The following is a 15,168-nucleotide window of genomic DNA, read 5'->3' as shown; positions in this document are numbered from 1 at the left end:
GCCGTCCCGGTGGCCGGGACGGCGCCCAGGACACGCCCATGGTCGCGGTGGGGTCAGCCGAGCTTGCTGACGTCCCGGACGGCGCCCTTGTCGGCGGAGGTGGCCATCGCGGCGTAGGCGCGCAGGGCCTGGCTGACCTGGCGGTCGCGGTTCTGCGGCCGGTAGCCGTGGCCGGCCTCCAGGACGCGGCGGCGCTCGTCCAGCACCTCGGCCGGGACCTCCAGCGAGATCCGCCGGCCCGGGATGTCGATGGCGATGGTGTCGCCGTCCTCGACCAGGGCGATGGTGCCGCCGGACGCGGCCTCCGGGGAGGCGTGGCCGATCGACAGTCCCGAGGTGCCGCCGGAGAAGCGGCCGTCGGTGACCAGCGCGCAGGCCTTGCCCAGGCCCCGGCCCTTGAGGAAGGAGGTCGGGTAGAGCATCTCCTGCATGCCGGGGCCGCCCTTGGGGCCCTCGTAGCGGATGACGACGACGTCGCCCTCCTTGATCCGCTTGGCGAGGATCGCCTCGACCGCGTCCTCCTGGGACTCGACCACGACGGCCGGGCCGCTGAACGTCCAGATCGACTCGTCGACGCCGGCGGTCTTCACGATGCAGCCGTCCTCGGCGAGGTTGCCGTACAGCACGGCGAGTCCGCCCTCGACGGAGTAGGCGTGCTCGACGGCGCGGATGCAGCCCCGGGCGCCGTCGGTGTCCAGCGACTCCCAGCGCTCGGACTGCGAGAAGGCCTCGGCGGAGCGGACGCAGCCGGGGGCGGCGTGCCACAGCTCGACGGCCTCCGCGGACGGCGAGCCGCCGCGGACGTCCCAGGTCTTGAGCCACTCGGTGAGCGAGTCGGAGTGGACGGTGTGCACGTCCTCGTTCAGCAGCCCGCCCCGGTGCAGCTCGCCGAGGATGGCCGGGATCCCGCCGGCCCGGTGCACGTCCTCCATGTAGTACGCGCCGTTGGGCGCGACCTTGGACAGGCACGGCACCTTGCGGGAGATCGCGTCGATGGCCCGGAGGTCGAAGTCCAGCTCGGCCTCCTGGGCGGCGGCGAGCAGGTGGAGGATGGTGTTGGTCGAGCCGCCCATGGCGATGTCGAGGGCCATGGCGTTCTCGAAGGCGGCGCGGGAGGCGATCGAGCGCGGCAGGACGGAGTCGTCGTCCTGGCCGTAGTGCCGGTTGGTGATCTCGACCACGGTCCGGCCGGCGGCCTCGTAGAGGGCGCGGCGGGCGGTGTGGGTGGCGAGCAGCGAGCCGTTGCCGGGCAGCGAGAGGCCGATCGCCTCGGTGAGGCAGTTCATCGAGTTGGCGGTGAACATGCCCGAGCAGGAGCCGCAGGTCGGACAGGCGTTCTCCTCGATGATCGCGATGTCCTCGTCGGAGACGTTCTCGTTGACCGCCTGCGAGATCGCGTCGACCAGGTCGAGCTTGCGCACCGTGCCGTCGACCAGGGTGGCCTTGCCGGCCTCCATCGGGCCGCCGGAGACGAACACCGTCGGGATGTTCAGCCGCAGTGCGGCCATCAGCATGCCGGGGGTGATCTTGTCGCAGTTGGAGATGCAGATCAGCGCGTCCGCGCAGTGCGCGTTGACCATGTACTCGACCGAGTCGGCGATCAGGTCGCGCGAGGGCAGCGAGTACAGCATGCCGCTGTGGCCCATCGCGATGCCGTCGTCCACCGCGATGGTGTTGAACTCGCGGGGGATGCCGCCGGCCTGCTTGATCGCCTCGGACACGATCCGGCCGACCGGCTGGAGGTGGGTGTGACCGGGGACGAACTCGGTGAAGGAGTTGGCGACCGCGATGATCGGCTTGCCGAAGTCCTCGCGGGCTACGCCGGCCGCCCGGAGAAGCGCCCGGGCGCCTGCCATGTTGCGACCGTGGGTGACCGTACGGGACCTCAGCTCGGGCACTGTGCTCCACTCCTTCGGAGGCTGACTGGCGGCCCCGCTCGATCAGGAGGGTGCGGGGCCACTGTGTCTGTCGAGCCTACGCCCGCCGTCCGGGCGGCGGACACGGCGTCCGCGATGCGGTCAGCCGGGTGGCCGCACCGCGGGGCCGGGCGGCCCCCGGCGGGGGTCAGGACGGGGTGAGCGCCACGGTGAGGTCCAGGACGTACGGCTCGACGACCGTGCCGTCCGGGAACTCCGCCAGCAGGGCCTCGCGCTCGACGGCCAGCAGCGGCGCGCGCTGCTCCGGGGCGAGCGCGGCGAGGTAGGAGCGGGAGGTGAGGTCGGTGATCATGTGGTCCACGGTGACCCGGCGCTCCCAGCGCAGCCGGGTGTGCTCCACCCGCAGGTCGTAGGGGGCGAGGTGCGAGGTGACCTCGTCGACGGCGCCGTAGCCGTGGTAGGTGGTGGGCAGCGCGGCGTGCAGCCGCTCGCCCATCGCCCGGACCCAGGCCGCGTTGCTGTCCTTCACGTTCCACCAGAGGGCCAGCGCGCCGCCGGGCCGCAGGACCCGGATCGCCTCCGGCACGGACTTCTCCGGGGTGGTCCAGTGGAAGGCCTGGGCGTAGGTGACGAAGTCCGCCGAGGCGTCGTGGAACGGCAGCTCGTCGCCGCTGCCCCGGACCAGCCCGAGCCCGGGCGAGACGGCGAGGAACTGCCCGGCCATGCCCGCGTTCGGCTCCACCGCGAGCACGTCGGCGCCGCGGCCGGCCAGCAGCCGGGTCGAGATGCCGGTGCCGGCGCCGACGTCCAGCACCCGCGCGCCCTTCAGACCGCGCCCGGCCAGCCGCTCCAGCGCGTCGAACAACTCCTGCGGGTACGAGGGCCTGGCCCGGTCGTACTCCGCCGCCACGCCGCCGAAGGACTTCGCCAGTTCACGGAAGTCGCTGCTGGGCCCGGTTCCGGTCTTTTCCGCCATGTGTCCCCCTGTGGACGGCAGTTCGTGTGCCGTCAGCGTACGCGCGCGGGGGTGGCCAGGTGCAAGCGGGTGAAGGCGAGGGCCTCGGCCAGGTCGGCCTCGCGTTCGGCGGGCGACGCGGAGCGGCGGGTGTTGACCTCCAGCACGACGTGGCCGTCGAAGCCGGTCCGGGCGAGGTGTTCCAGCAGCTCGGCGCAGGGCTGCTTGCCCCGGCCGGGGATGAGGTGCTCGTCCTTGCCGGAGCCGGAGCCGTCCGCCAGGTGGATGTGGGCGAGCCGGTCCCCCATCCGCTCGACCATCGCGAAGGCGTCCACCCGCGAGGTGGCGACGTGCGACAGGTCGATGGTGAAGTGCCGGTACTCCTCCTCGGTGACGTCCCAGCCCGGCGCGTAGGCCAGCATCTCGCGGTCCTTGTACCGCCACGGGTACATGTTCTCGACCGCGAAGCGGACGTCGGTCTCCCCCGCCATCCGGTGGATGCCCTCGACGAACTCCCGGGCGTACTGACGCTGCCAGCGGAACGGCGGGTGGACGACGACCGCGCTCGCGCCGAGCTTCTCGGCCGCCGCCCGGGCGCGGACCAGCTTGGTCCACGGGTCGGTGCTCCACACCCGCTGGGTGATCAGCAGGCACGGCGCGTGCACGGCGAGGATCGGCATCCGGTGGGCGTCGGAGAGCCGGCGCAGCGCCTCGATGTCCTGGCTGACCGGGTCGTTCCAGACCATCACCTCGACACCGTCGTAGCCGAGTTTGGCGGCCAGCTCGAAGGCGACCGCGGTGGTGGCCGGGTAGACCGAGGCGGTGGAGAGGACGACCTTGGTGTCCGGGATGTGCAGGGCCGGGTGCGGGGGCAGGACCAGGCGGTCGGTGGTGCGCAGCAGCGGCGGGCGGGCGGCGGCCTGGCGGGCGGCCTTGACCGACTTCACGGACTGGACGGCGGCCTTGGCGGCGCCGGCCGCCCGGGCGGTGCGGGTGGGCTCGGCACCGGGTCCCTTGCGCGCCCCGGCGGTCTTCGCCGCCCCGGTGGCCGCGGCGGGTCCGGTCGCCCCGGTGGCCCTGGTCGCCTTGGTGGCCGCGCGGCTCGCGGCCTTGCGGGCGGCCTTCTCGGCGACGCCGCCGGCCGCCTCCCGGGCCGCCTTCACCGCCTTGACGCCCTTGGCACCCCTGGCGTCCTTGACGCCCTTGACGCCCTTCGCCGGCTTGACGCCCTTGACCGCCTTGCCGAGCTTGCGGGTCGGCGCGGGAGCCCCCGGAGAGGTGTCCGGACCGGTGTCCGAACCAGGGGTCGGGTCGGTATCGGTGTCGGTGCCGGTGTCCGGAGCGGGATCCGCGGCGGCGTCCGGGCCGGGACCGGAGCCGGTGCGGCGCCCGGCGCGGCGCGGGGCGTCCGGCCGCGGCTTCCCGTCCTGGGGCGCGCGGCCCTCCCGCGTCCCGTCCTCGTCCGCTGGTTGCGCCACGGGAGACAGCGTAAGCGGACCGCGCCCGGAACGGGGAGCCGGTCGGCGCGCGCCCGGCCGCCCCGCTCCCGGGGTCAGGGGGTGAGCGCGACGGGCCGGCGGCGGTCGGCGGGGCTGTCCATGGCGTCCAGTCGGCGCAGGATGATGCCCTCGCGCAGCGCCCAGGGGCAGACGTCCAGCTCGTCCAGGCCGAACAGGTCCATCGCCGCGTCGGCGACCAGCGCGCCCGCGAGCAGCTGCTTGGCGCGGCCCTCGGAGACCCCGGGGATCTGCGCGCGCTCGGCGACGGTCATCGCGGACAGCCGGGGCAGCCAGGCGGCGAGGTTGGCGCGGGTGAGCCGGCGGTCCGCGTACGGGCCGGCGTCGGCCGGGGCGGCGCCGGTCATCCGGGCCAGCTGCTTGAAGGTCTTGGAGGTGGCGACGGCGTGGTCCGGCGGGCCGAGCCGGGAGATCTCGCCGACGACGGTGGCGATCTCGGCGCGGATGTGCCGTCTCAGCTGGCGGAGCTGCTCGGGGTCGGCGACGTCTCCGGGCAGCCAGCGGGCGGTCAGCCGGCCGGCGCCCAGCGGCACCGAGCAGGCCACGTCGGGCTGCTCGTCCAGGCCGCAGGCGATCTCCAGCGAGCCGCCGCCGATGTCGAGGTTGAGCAGTCGGCCGGAGGACCAGCCGAACCAGCGGCGGACCGCCAGGAAGGTGAGCCGGGCCTCGTCCTGGCCGGAGAGCACCCGCAGTTCGACCCCGGTCTCCTCGGCGACCCGGCGGAGCACCTCCTCGCCGTTGGCGGCCTCGCGCACGGCGGAGGTGGCGAAGGGCAGTATGTCGACCACGCCCTTGTCCTCGGCGACCCGCAGCGAGGAGGCGATCATGCCGATCAGCTTCTCGACCCCGGATCCGTCGATCGCGCCCTGCTCGTCGAGGAGTTCGGCGAGCCGCAGCTCGGCCTTGTGGGAGTACGCGGGCAGGGGTGCGGCGCCCGGGTGGGCGTCGACCACCAGGAAGTGGACCGTGTTGGAACCTACGTCGAGTACACCGAGTCGCATAACCCTCCACGCTACGCGATCTCGCGCCGGAGGTGACCGGTCGTGCCGGTGTTCGTGCTGGTCCGGGTACTGATCGCGGGCCGGGACGGACCGGCCGGGCCGGACCGGGGCCCCGGTTCGAACGGCATTCGGCCGGTGTTGACCCGGCGTTCACCGGGCCCGGCGGTGAACTCGCCGTGAACCGCGCGACCACGGACGGTTCGCAGCTCCGCGGAGGCTCTACCCTTGCCGGGTGGCAGCAGCAGACACGTCCCAGCACAGCGGCACCTCCAAGGGCGGCAAGAAGAAGTCCGGGAGCGGCGGCCCGGGCGCCGTCGACCTGGCGATGCCGACCCTCCGCTCCGAACTCCGCCCCGAGGTCCCGCTCGACTTCGCGCGCGCCTGGGTCGAGTTCACCGACCCCGAGGACGAGGAGCAGGTCTTCCGCTGCGACCTGACCTGGCTGACCTCGCGCTGGTCGTGCATCTTCGGCCAGGGCTGCCAGGGCATCCGCGAGGGCCGGGGCGAGTCCGACGGCTGCTGCACCCTGGGCGCGCACTACTCGGACGAGGACGACGAGAAGCGGGTGGCCGGCCACGCGGCCCGGCTCACCCCGGAGCTGTGGGAGAACCACCGGCACGGCACCGACGCCAAGGGCCGGCTCAAGCTCGACGGCGGCATCACCATGTTCGACGAGGACGGCGACCGCCAGACCCGGCGGGTCGACGGCGCCTGCATCTTCGTGAACAGCCCCGGCTTCGCCGGCGGAGGGGGCTGCGCCCTGCACGCACTGGCGCTCGCGGAGGGCCGCGAGCCGCTGGAGACCAAGCCGGACGTCTGCTGGCAGCTGCCGGTCCGCCGCACCTACGACTGGATCGACCGGCCGGACGACACCCGCTACCTCCAGGTCACCATCGGCGAGTACGACCGCCGGGGCTGGGGCCCGGGCGGCCACGACCTGCACTGGTGGTGCACCGGCAGCCCGGACGCGCACCAGGGCGCCGACCCGGTCTACGTCAGCTACCGCCCGGAGCTCACCGAGCTGATGGGCCGGGCCGCGTACCGGGTGCTGGCCGGCCTCTGCGAGGAGCGGATCGCCACCAAGGGCGACCGCAAGGTGGCCCCGCACCCGGCCGACCCGGTGAAGCGGCCGAAGGCGCCGAAGAAGTAGTCCGCCCCGGCGAGGAGCAGCCGACCGGCTGCTCCTCGCCGGCCGGCTACTTGTCGATGTCGCCGACGACGAAGAACATCGAGCCCAGGATCGCCACCATGTCCGCGACCAGGGTCCCCGGCAGCAGCTCGGTCAGCGTCTGGATGTTGTTGAACGAGGCCGAGCGCAGCTTCAGCCGCCACGGCGTCTTGTCGCCGCGCGACACCAGGTAGTAGCCGTTGACGCCGAGCGGGTTCTCGGTCCAGGCGTAGGTGCTGCCCTCCGGGGCCTTGAGCACCTTGGGCAGCCGCAGGTTGACCGGCCCGGGGGCGAGCGTGGCCAGCTTGTCGAGGCAGGCGTCGGCGAGGTCGAGCGCGTTGACGGTCTGCTCCAGCAGGCACTCGAAGCGGGCCAGGCAGTCGCCCTCCTCGCGGGTGACCACGGTCAGCACCTGCCGCAGCTCCTCGCTGCCGTACGCCAGGTAGGGCTCGTCCCGGCGCAGGTCGAGGTCGAGGCCGCTCGCCCGCGCGATCGGGCCGCTGGCGCCGTACGCCTCGGCCTGCGCCCGGGTCAGCACGCCGACACCGGCGGTGCGGGCGCGGAAGATCTCGTTGCCCAGCACCAGGTCCTCGAAGACCGGCAGCTGGGAGCGGACCACGGCGACGGCGGCGCGGACCCGGCCGAGCCAGCCGGCCGGCAGGTCCTCCTTGAGGCCGCCGACCCGGTTGAACATGTAGTGCATCCGGCCGCCGGAGGCCTCCTCCAGCACGTGCTGGAGGTCCTCGCGGCCGGTGAAGGCGTGGAAGATCGGGGTGATCCCGCCCAGCTCCAGCGGGTAGGAGCCGAGGAACATCAGATGGTTGAGGACGCGGTTCAGCTCGGCCAGCAGGGTGCGGATCCACACCGCCCGCTCGGGCACCTCCATGCCGAGCATCCGCTCGACGCCGAGCACCACGCCCAGTTCGTTGGAGAAGGCCGAGAGCCAGTCGTGCCGGTTGGCCAGCATGATGATCTGCCGGTAGTCCCGGGCCTCGAAGAGCTTCTCCGCACCCCGGTGCATATAGCCGATCACCGGCTCGGCGCTGACGATGCGCTCGCCGTCCAGCACCAGGCGCAGCCGCAGCACACCGTGGGTCGCCGGGTGCTGCGGGCCGATGTTGAGCACCATGTCGGTGCTGCCCGCCCCGCCCGTGAAGTTCTCGGCTCCCGCCCCGATGCCGACCGTGGTCTCCCTCATGGGGTCAGAGTCTGCCATCCCGGCAGCGCCCCGAGGCCCGGCGGTACCGGCATCCGGACGGCCTGCGAGAGCCAGCCGAATCCGCCCAGGCCGGCGGGGTCGGTGAGCTCGGCGCCCTCGCCCGCGCCGCCGAGCGCGCGCAGGTAGCCGACCGGGTCGCTGGAGGCGAGGGCCAGCGGCGGCCGGGCGCCGCTGACGCCGAGCGCCCGCAGCGCCTCCCGCTGCGTCGTCCACAGGCTGTGGAGACCGGGCGCGGCCACCGCGTCCAGTGCCACGTGCGCGGTGACGTCGCACGAGCCGTCGGGCACCGGGGGCACCTCGCGGCCGGCCCGGAAGCCGGTCCGGGTGGGGAACGGCGGGCGGCGCCCGGCGGTGTGCCCGTAGTCGACGGCCACGGCCAGCCCGCGTTCCAGGCCGGCCACCGCGTGCGCCCAGGCGGCGTCCCTGGGCGTGCCGAACTCGACGAAGTCCCCGGGCCGTTCGGCCGGCCACCAGCGGGCGGCCCAGTCCGCGTCGGCGGCGTCCACCGGCCCGCCGAGCCGCTCCTCGCCGGTCGCCGGGTCCACCTCCAGGTAGCGCAGCAGCCCGTCCTCGCCGACCTCGCCGGTGTCCAGCGGTACGTTGTCCAGCCACTCGTTGGCGAACAGCAGCCCGGTGACGCCGCGCGGCACCTCCGCCGTCCACACCGTCCGGGCCCAGCTCCGCTCCGTCCACAGGCCTGTGGACGGAGCGGCGGGCGGCGCGTCCGGGCGGGCGGCGAGCTCCACCGCCCACACCCGCAGCCGCTCCCCCACCGGCTCCGGCAGTTCGGCCAGCACCCCGGCGACCAGCTCGCCCCGGCCGGCCCCGACGTCCACGAAGGCCAGCTCCTCCGGACGGCCGAGCGCCTCGTCCACCTCCAGCAGCAGTCGGGCCACCGCCCGGGCGAACAGCGGCGAGGCGTGCACCGAGGTCCGGAAGTGCCCGGCCGGGCCCTCCGGCCTGCGGTAGAAGCCGCCGTCGGGGTCGTAGAGGGCACGCTCCGTGGCGGGCGCCCACCGCATCCAGCTCATGGAGCGGGACGCTACACACCCGGTCCGTACCCGCCCAATCCCTACGGCAGCGGCATGCCGGGCTCTCCGACCTAGGGAGTAGGACGGATCGCCCTCCCGGCGGACCTGGGCACAGGGTGCGACTGCCTACGCTTGAGTCGTGCATCGACTCAACGCCTGGCTCCGCCGTCACCCCATGGTGATCGACTCCGTCTGGGCCGCGATGGTGCTCTTCGTCGGCGTGCTGCCGGAGAACGGGAGCGGAAACAGCGGCTGGCGACTCGGGGTCCACTTCGCCGTGGCCGTCCTGCTGCCCCTGCTGATGGTGTTCCGCCGCCGCTTCCCCGACGCGACCGTGGCCGCCGCGGGCCTGATCGGCTTCACCCAGGTCCTGCTGGACGTCACCCCGGCGATCTCCAGCATCGCCTACCTGGTGTTCGCCTACACCGGCGCCGCGTTCGGCAAGCCCTGGACGTCCCGGTTCGCGCTGCTCGGCGGACTGCTCGCGGGCCCGCTGGTGTACTGGCGGCTGCATCCGCAGAAGATCGAGTCGGTCGCCGACTCCGACGTCCACTTCGTCAGCTACTCCGCCCCCGAGGCGCTGCTCATCATCGGCCTGATGACCACCCCGTTCATCCTCTGCTGGGCCTGGGGCCGGCTGACCCGGGTGCGCCGGGCGTACCTGGTCGAGCTGGAGGACCGCGCGGCCCGGCTGGAGCGGGAGCGTGACGCCCAGTCCAAGGTCGCGGTCGCCGCCGAGCGGGCCCGGATCGCCCGCGAACTGCACGACGTGGTCGCGCACAACGTCTCGGTGATGATCGTCCAGGCCGACGGCGCCGCCTACGTCCTGGACAACTCGCCGCAGCAGGCCAAGGAGGCGCTGAGCACCATCGCCTCGACCGGCCGGCAGGCGCTGGTCGAGATGCGCCGACTGCTGGGCGTGCTGCGCAGCGCCGACAGCAAGGGCGAGGAGTACGTGCCGCAGCCCGGCGTCGAGGAGCTGCCGGAGCTGCTCGACCAGGTCCGCACGGCCGGCCTCCAGGTGGACTTCGCCACCTCGGGCCACCCGCGCGAGCTGCCGCGCGGCGTCGAGCTGACGGTCTACCGGATCGTCCAGGAGGCGCTGACCAACGTCCGCAAGCACGGCGGCCCCGACGTCCACGCCCGGGTCGCGGTCGACTTCGGCGAGCGCGAGCTCGCGGTGCTGGTCGAGGACGACGGCCGCGGCAGCACCGACGAGCAGCTCGCCTCCGGCGGCACCGACGGCCAGGGCCACGGCCTGATCGGCATGCGCGAGCGGGTCGGTATGGTCAGCGGCAGCCTCGACATCGGGCCGCGCCCCGGCGGCGGGTTCCGGATCCGCGCCGTCCTGCCGCTCAAGGCCGCCTGACCCCCGGACACCCGCAGACCCGCCGACGGGCACCACCGCCCCCCGCTGTCCTCCCCGAGGAACCTAGGAGCCACCCATGACCATCCGCGTGATGCTGGTCGACGACCAGGAGCTGCTGCGCACCGGATTCCGGATGATCCTCCAGTCGCAGGGGGACATCGAGATCGCCGCCGAGGCCGGGGACGGCGCCCAGGCTGTGGAGAAGCTCCGGCACACGGAGGTGGACGTGATCCTCATGGACGTCCGGATGCCGCGGCTGGACGGGGTGCAGGCCACCCGGCGGATCTGCCTGGCCGAGGACGGCAGCCCGCTGCCGGACGCCCCGCACGTGCTCATCCTCACCACCTTCGACCTCGACGAGTACGCCTTCGCCGCGCTCAAGGCCGGGGCCAGCGGCTTCCTGCTCAAGGACGTGCCGCCGACCGAGCTGGTGGCGGCGATCCGCGCCGTCCACGGCGGGGACGCCGTGGTCGCGCCGACCACCACCCGCCGCATGATCGACCGCTTCGCCGAGGTGCTGCCGACCCCGCAGAGCGGCCCCGGCGGCTCCGACACCCTGGGCCCGCTCACCGAGCGCGAGCGCGAGGTGTTCCTGCTGGTCGCCCAGGGCCTGTCGAACGGGGAGATCGCGGCCCGGCTGGTGCTCTCCGAGGCCACCGTGAAGACCCACGTCGGGCGGATCCTGGCCAAGCTGGGCCTGCGCGACCGGGTCCAGGCCGTGGTGCTGGCCTACGAGGCCGGACTGATCCGGGCCGGCGCCACCGACTGACCCGCGCAGGCCCGGACCCCGGACCCCGGACCCGGCCCCGCGCCCGGTCCGGAGCGAACCGCTCCGCGGGCCCGGCCCCGCCCGTAGAATGGGCCGGTACGTCCGGTACCCCGGCAGTGGACTGGAACGGAACCCCTGGACAAAGGTGGACGCGTGAGTCCGTCCGACTTCGCCGACCGCGGCGAGTTCGCCCCGCTCGCCGACGGCCTCGGCGACCCGGCCGATCCCGGCAACCGCCCCGCCCGCCTGGCCGTCGGCGTGGTCGGCACCGGCCGGGTCGGACCGGCGCTCGGCGCCGCCCTCCAGCTCGCCGGCCACAAGGTGGTCGCCGCCTCCGGGGTGTCCGCCGCCTCGCGCCGCCGGGCCGAGACCCTGCTGCCGGGCGTACGGATCGTCACCCCGCCGCAGGTGCTGGCCGCCGCCGACCTCGTCCTGCTCACCGTCCCCGACGACGCGCTGGCCGACCTGGTCACCGGCCTCGCCGCCACCGGCGCCGTCCGGCCCGGCCAGATCCTGGTGCACACCTCCGGCGCGCACGGCGTGGCCGTGCTGGAGCCGGCCGCCGCGGCCGGCGCGCTGCCGCTCGCACTGCACCCCGCGATGACGTTCACCGGCACCTCCGTCGACCTGGCCCGGCTGGCCGGCTGCCCCTTCGGGGTGACCGCCCCCGAGGAGCTGCGACCGGTCGCCGAGGCGCTGGTGGTGGAGATGGGCGGCGAACCCGAGTGGGTGCCCGAGAGCGTCCGCCCGATGTACCACACCGCCCTCGCGCACGGCGCCAACCACCTGGTCACGCTGGTCGCGCAGGCGATGGAGCTGCTGCGCACGGCCGGCGTCGCCGAGCCCGGCCGGATGCTCGGCCCGCTGCTCGGCGCCGCCCTCGACAACTCCCTGCGCTCCGGCGACGCGGCCCTCACCGGCCCGGTCGCCCGGGGCGACGCCGGCACCGTACGGCGCCACCTGGCGCAGCTCAGTACGGTGTCCCCGGACATCCCCGCCGCCTACCGGGCGATGGCCCGGGCCACCGCCCAGCGGGCCCTGGCCCGCGGAACGATCGACGAGACGTCGGCGGCGGCGCTGCTGGACGTACTGAACGAGGAGAAGCAGTAATGGCACGCGGCAAGCAGCCGGGCAAGGCCCAGCACGCCCCGAAGGTCCACCGGGCCGTCGTCACCCGCACCGTCGACGACTTCGAGTCGGCGTTCTGGCCGGACGAGCAGCCGGTCGACAACGCGGTCGTGATGACGATGGGCGCCCTGCACGAGGGCCACGCCGCGCTGATCCGGGCCGCCCGCAAGCAGGTCGGCCGGGACGGCCGGGTCGCCGTCACCGTCTTCGTCAACCCGCTGCAGTTCGGTGCCGGCGAGGACCTCGAGCGCTACCCGCGCAGCCTGGACGACGACGTGCGGCTGGCCGAGGCCAACGGTGCCGACGTGGTCTTCGCGCCGTCCGTCGACGAGGTCTACCCGAACGGCGAGCCGCAGGTGCGGCTGGCGGCCGGCCCGATGGGCGAGCGCTACGAGGGCGCCACCCGGCCCGGCCACTTCGACGGGGTGCTGACCGTCGTCGCCAAGCTGCTGCACATCACCGACCCGGACTTCGCGTTCTTCGGCGAGAAGGACGCCCAGCAGCTGGCGGTCGTCCGCCGGATGGTGGCCGACCTGGACTTCGACGTCGAGATCATCGGCGTGCCGACCGTCCGCGAGGAGGACGGCCTGGCGCTCTCCTCCCGCAACCGCTACCTCTCGGCCGAGGAGCGCGACCGCGCCCTGGCCCTGTCCGGCGCCCTGTTCGCCGGCCGGGACGCGGCCGCGCGGGGCCCGGAGGCCGTGCGCGAGGCCGCCTCGGCCGTGCTCGACGCCGCCGAGGGCGTCGACCTCGACTACCTCTCCCTGATCGATCCGCACGACTTCACCGAGGCGCCGGACGACTTCCGGGGCGAGGCGGTGCTGGCCGTCGCCGCGAAGGTGGGCGCGACCCGCCTGATCGACAACGTCCGCGTCGTCGTCCGGTAGCCACCGCGCCGGACCGCAGCACCGAACCGAAACAAACGCTCGCCCGCAGAGCGTTGGGCAGCAAGTACCCCCTAGGCATGCACTCACAGGAGGCGTGACCCGCGATGCTCCGCACCATGCTCAAGTCCAAGATCCACCGGGCCACCGTGACCCAGGCCGACCTGCACTACGTCGGCTCGGTCACGGTGGACGAGGACCTGCTCGACGCCGCCGACCTGCTCCCCGGCGAGCTGGTCCACATCGTCGACATCAACAACGGCGCCCGGCTGGAGACGTACACCATCGCCGGCCCGCGCGGCTCCGGCGTCATCGGCATCAACGGCGCCGCCGCCCGCCTGGTCCACCCCGGTGACCTGGTCATCCTCATCGCCTACGGGCAGATGGACACCGCCGAGGCCAAGGGCTACCTCCCCAAGGTCGTCTTCGTCGACGAGCGGAACCGGGTCACCGGCACCGGCGGCGACCCGGCCGAGGCCGGGGAGGGCACCGGACTGCTGCGCGGCGACGCGGCGTACCGTGGCGACAACGGTGCGGCCGACCCGGTCGCGCGCTGAAGGAGCCACTGAAGTCATGTCCGTCACCCACCGCCTCACCGCCCCCGCACCGGGCTGGACCACCGACACCGACGTCGTCGTGGTCGGCTCCGGCGTGGCCGGGCTCACCGTCGCCCTCAACGTCCGCCGGGCCGGCCTGCGGGCCATGGTGGTCACCAAGGCGATGCTGGACGACGGGTCCACCCGCTGGGCCCAGGGCGGCATCGCGGCCGCCCTGGGCGAGGGCGACACCCCCGAGCAGCACCTGGCCGACACCCTGGTGGCGGGCGCCGGGCTGTGCGACGGGGACAGCGTCCGCACCCTGGTCACCGAGGGCCCGGGCGCGGTCCGCCGGCTGATCGCGGTCGGCGCGGCCTTCGACCGGGGCGAGGACGGCGACGTCCTGCTCACCCGCGAGGGCGGCCACCACCGGAACCGGATCGCGCACGCCGGCGGGGACGCCACCGGCGCCGAGATATCCCGCGCCCTGGTCGAAGCCGTCCGCCGGGACCCGGACATCGAGCTGATCGAGCACGCCCTGGTGCTCGACCTGCTCACCGATGCCGAGGGGCACGCCGCCGGACTCACCCTGCACGTGATGGGCGAGGGCCAGCGGGACGGCGTCGGCGCGGTCCGCGCCCGCGCGGTGGTGCTCGCCACCGGCGGCATGGGCCAGGTCTTCTCGGCCACCACCAACCCGCCGGTCTCCACCGGCGACGGCGTGGCGCTCGCGCTGCGGGCCGGCGCCGAGGTCACCGACCTGGAGTTCGTCCAGTTCCACCCCACCGTGCTCTGGCTCGGCCCCGGGGCGGAGGGCCAGCAGCCGCTGGTCTCCGAGGCGGTCCGCGGCGAGGGCGCGCACCTGGTCGACGCGGACGGCGTCCGGTTCATGCTCGGGCAGCACGAGCTGGCCGAACTGGCCCCGCGCGACATCGTCGCCAAGGCGATCACCCGCCGGATGCGGGAGCACGGCACCGACCACATGTACCTGGACGGGCGGCACTTCGGCGCCGAGATGTGGCAGCGGCGCTTCCCCACCATCCTGGCCTCCTGCCGCGCGCACGGCATCGACCCGGTCACCGAGCCGATCCCGATCGCGCCGGCCGCGCACTACGCCTCCGGCGGGGTGCGCACCGACACCCGCGGCCGCACCTCCGTGCCCGGCCTCTCCGCGTGCGGCGAGGTGGCCTGCACCGGAGTGCACGGCGCCAACCGGCTGGCCTCCAACTCCCTGTTGGAGGGCCTGGTCTTCGCCGAGCGGATCGCCGCCGACCTGACCGCCCGGCACGCCGCCGGGGAGCTGCCCGAGCGCGTCGTCGACGTCGAGGCGGCCAGGGCCGCCCAGCCGGTGCCGCTGCCCGCGCCCGAGGCGCGGGCCGAGATCCAGCGGCTGATGTCGCGCGGCACCGGTGTGCTGCGCTCGGCCGCGTCGATGGCCGCCACGGCGGAGGGGCTGGCCCTGCTCGCCGGGCAGACCCGCGCCGCCGTCGCCGAGGAGAAGCCGGCCGACCCCCGGGTGGAGACCTGGGAGGCCGCCAACCTGCTGCTGGTCGCCGACGCCCTGGTCACCGCCGCCGCGCAGCGCGAGGAGACCCGCGGCTGCCACTGGCGCGAGGATTTCCCGGAGCGCGACGACGCGCACTGGCAACGCCATCTGATCACCACCCTCACCGCCTCCGGCGGACCCGTCAGCACCCTCGAGGAGCCGTAACCA

13 protein-coding genes are annotated in these 15,168 nt (G+C 74.2%); 7 read left to right on the top strand and 6 right to left on the bottom strand.

Translation table 11 applies throughout. From position 1 onward, the window contains the following. Window positions 1–53 precede the first annotated feature (53 nt). The 4 genes from ilvD to IF01_RS0114365 form a co-directional block, all read right to left on the bottom strand. A complete protein-coding gene (gene ilvD, locus IF01_RS0114380) occupies window positions 54–1,898 on the bottom strand; it encodes a dihydroxy-acid dehydratase (protein ID WP_030393776.1) in 1,845 nt (614 codons plus the stop codon). Between the two features lie 166 nt (window positions 1,899–2,064). Further along, on the bottom strand, window positions 2,065–2,853 hold the full coding sequence (locus IF01_RS0114375) for a class I SAM-dependent methyltransferase (protein ID WP_030393775.1): 789 nt from the start codon (window positions 2,851–2,853) through the stop codon (window positions 2,065–2,067). 32 nt (window positions 2,854–2,885) lie between these two features. Continuing rightward, window positions 2,886–3,689 (bottom strand): sugar phosphate isomerase/epimerase family protein, encoded by an 804-nt coding sequence (locus IF01_RS0114370; RefSeq protein ID WP_199523341.1) that lies wholly within the window; start codon window positions 3,687–3,689, stop codon window positions 2,886–2,888. Window positions 3,690–4,384: 695 nt separating this feature from the next. Next, window positions 4,385–5,350 carry a Ppx/GppA family phosphatase gene (locus IF01_RS0114365; protein WP_030393773.1) on the bottom strand — a complete coding sequence of 322 codons (966 nt, stop codon included), beginning with the start codon at window positions 5,348–5,350 and terminating at the stop codon, window positions 4,385–4,387. A 325-nt stretch (window positions 5,351–5,675) separates the two neighbouring features. Here IF01_RS0114365 and IF01_RS0114355 point away from each other — a divergent pair, with 325 nt between their 5' ends. Continuing rightward, complete coding sequence (locus IF01_RS0114355; protein ID WP_037779847.1) at window positions 5,676–6,500, top strand: DUF3109 family protein; 825 nt, start codon at window positions 5,676–5,678, stop codon at window positions 6,498–6,500. 46 nt (window positions 6,501–6,546) lie between these two features. Here IF01_RS0114355 and IF01_RS0114350 read toward each other — a convergent pair whose 3' ends face one another. Next, window positions 6,547–7,716, bottom strand: coding sequence for an NADH-quinone oxidoreductase subunit D (locus tag IF01_RS0114350; protein WP_030393771.1), 1,170 nt, complete (start codon window positions 7,714–7,716; stop codon window positions 6,547–6,549). Further along, window positions 7,713–8,768 carry an SAM-dependent methyltransferase gene (locus tag IF01_RS0114345; RefSeq protein ID WP_037779803.1) on the bottom strand — a complete coding sequence of 352 codons (1,056 nt, stop codon included), beginning with the start codon at window positions 8,766–8,768 and terminating at the stop codon, window positions 7,713–7,715. Before IF01_RS0114345 ends, IF01_RS0114350 begins: the two co-directional genes overlap by 4 nt. A 139-nt stretch (window positions 8,769–8,907) precedes the next feature. On the opposite strand from IF01_RS0114345, the gene IF01_RS0114340 reads away from it, so the two are divergent. The 6 genes from IF01_RS0114340 (at window position 8,908) to IF01_RS0114315 (ending at window position 15,165) form a co-directional block, all read left to right on the top strand. Continuing rightward, on the top strand, window positions 8,908–10,137 hold the full coding sequence (locus IF01_RS0114340; protein WP_030393769.1) for a sensor histidine kinase: 1,230 nt from the start codon (window positions 8,908–8,910) through the stop codon (window positions 10,135–10,137). Between the two features lie 76 nt (window positions 10,138–10,213). Then, entirely contained in the window at window positions 10,214–10,906 is a 693-nt protein-coding gene (locus tag IF01_RS0114335; RefSeq protein WP_030393768.1) for a response regulator, read from the top strand. 246 nt (window positions 10,907–11,152) lie between these two features. After that, the gene (locus IF01_RS0114330; RefSeq protein ID WP_051741738.1) at window positions 11,153–12,016 is read left to right on the top strand and encodes a Rossmann-like and DUF2520 domain-containing protein; all 864 of its coding nucleotides are present in this window, start codon (window positions 11,153–11,155) and stop codon (window positions 12,014–12,016) included. After that, window positions 12,016–12,921, top strand: coding sequence for a pantoate--beta-alanine ligase (gene panC / locus IF01_RS0114325; RefSeq protein WP_030393766.1), 906 nt, complete (start codon window positions 12,016–12,018; stop codon window positions 12,919–12,921). The genes IF01_RS0114330 and panC overlap by 1 nt, the downstream gene beginning before the upstream one ends. A gap of 104 nt (window positions 12,922–13,025) precedes the next feature. Then, window positions 13,026–13,475 carry an aspartate 1-decarboxylase gene (gene panD / locus IF01_RS0114320; RefSeq protein ID WP_030393765.1) on the top strand — a complete coding sequence of 150 codons (450 nt, stop codon included), beginning with the start codon at window positions 13,026–13,028 and terminating at the stop codon, window positions 13,473–13,475. Between the two features lie 16 nt (window positions 13,476–13,491). After that, window positions 13,492–15,165 carry an L-aspartate oxidase gene (locus IF01_RS0114315; protein ID WP_030393764.1) on the top strand — a complete coding sequence of 558 codons (1,674 nt, stop codon included), beginning with the start codon at window positions 13,492–13,494 and terminating at the stop codon, window positions 15,163–15,165. Window positions 15,166–15,168 lie beyond the last annotated feature (3 nt).

This window comes from Kitasatospora purpeofusca (assembly GCF_000718025.1).
Taxonomy (GTDB): Bacteria; Actinomycetota; Actinomycetes; order Streptomycetales; family Streptomycetaceae; genus Kitasatospora; species Kitasatospora purpeofusca.
Note: the sequence above shows the minus strand (reverse complement) of the source record. Positions and strands in the feature narration are given on the sequence as shown.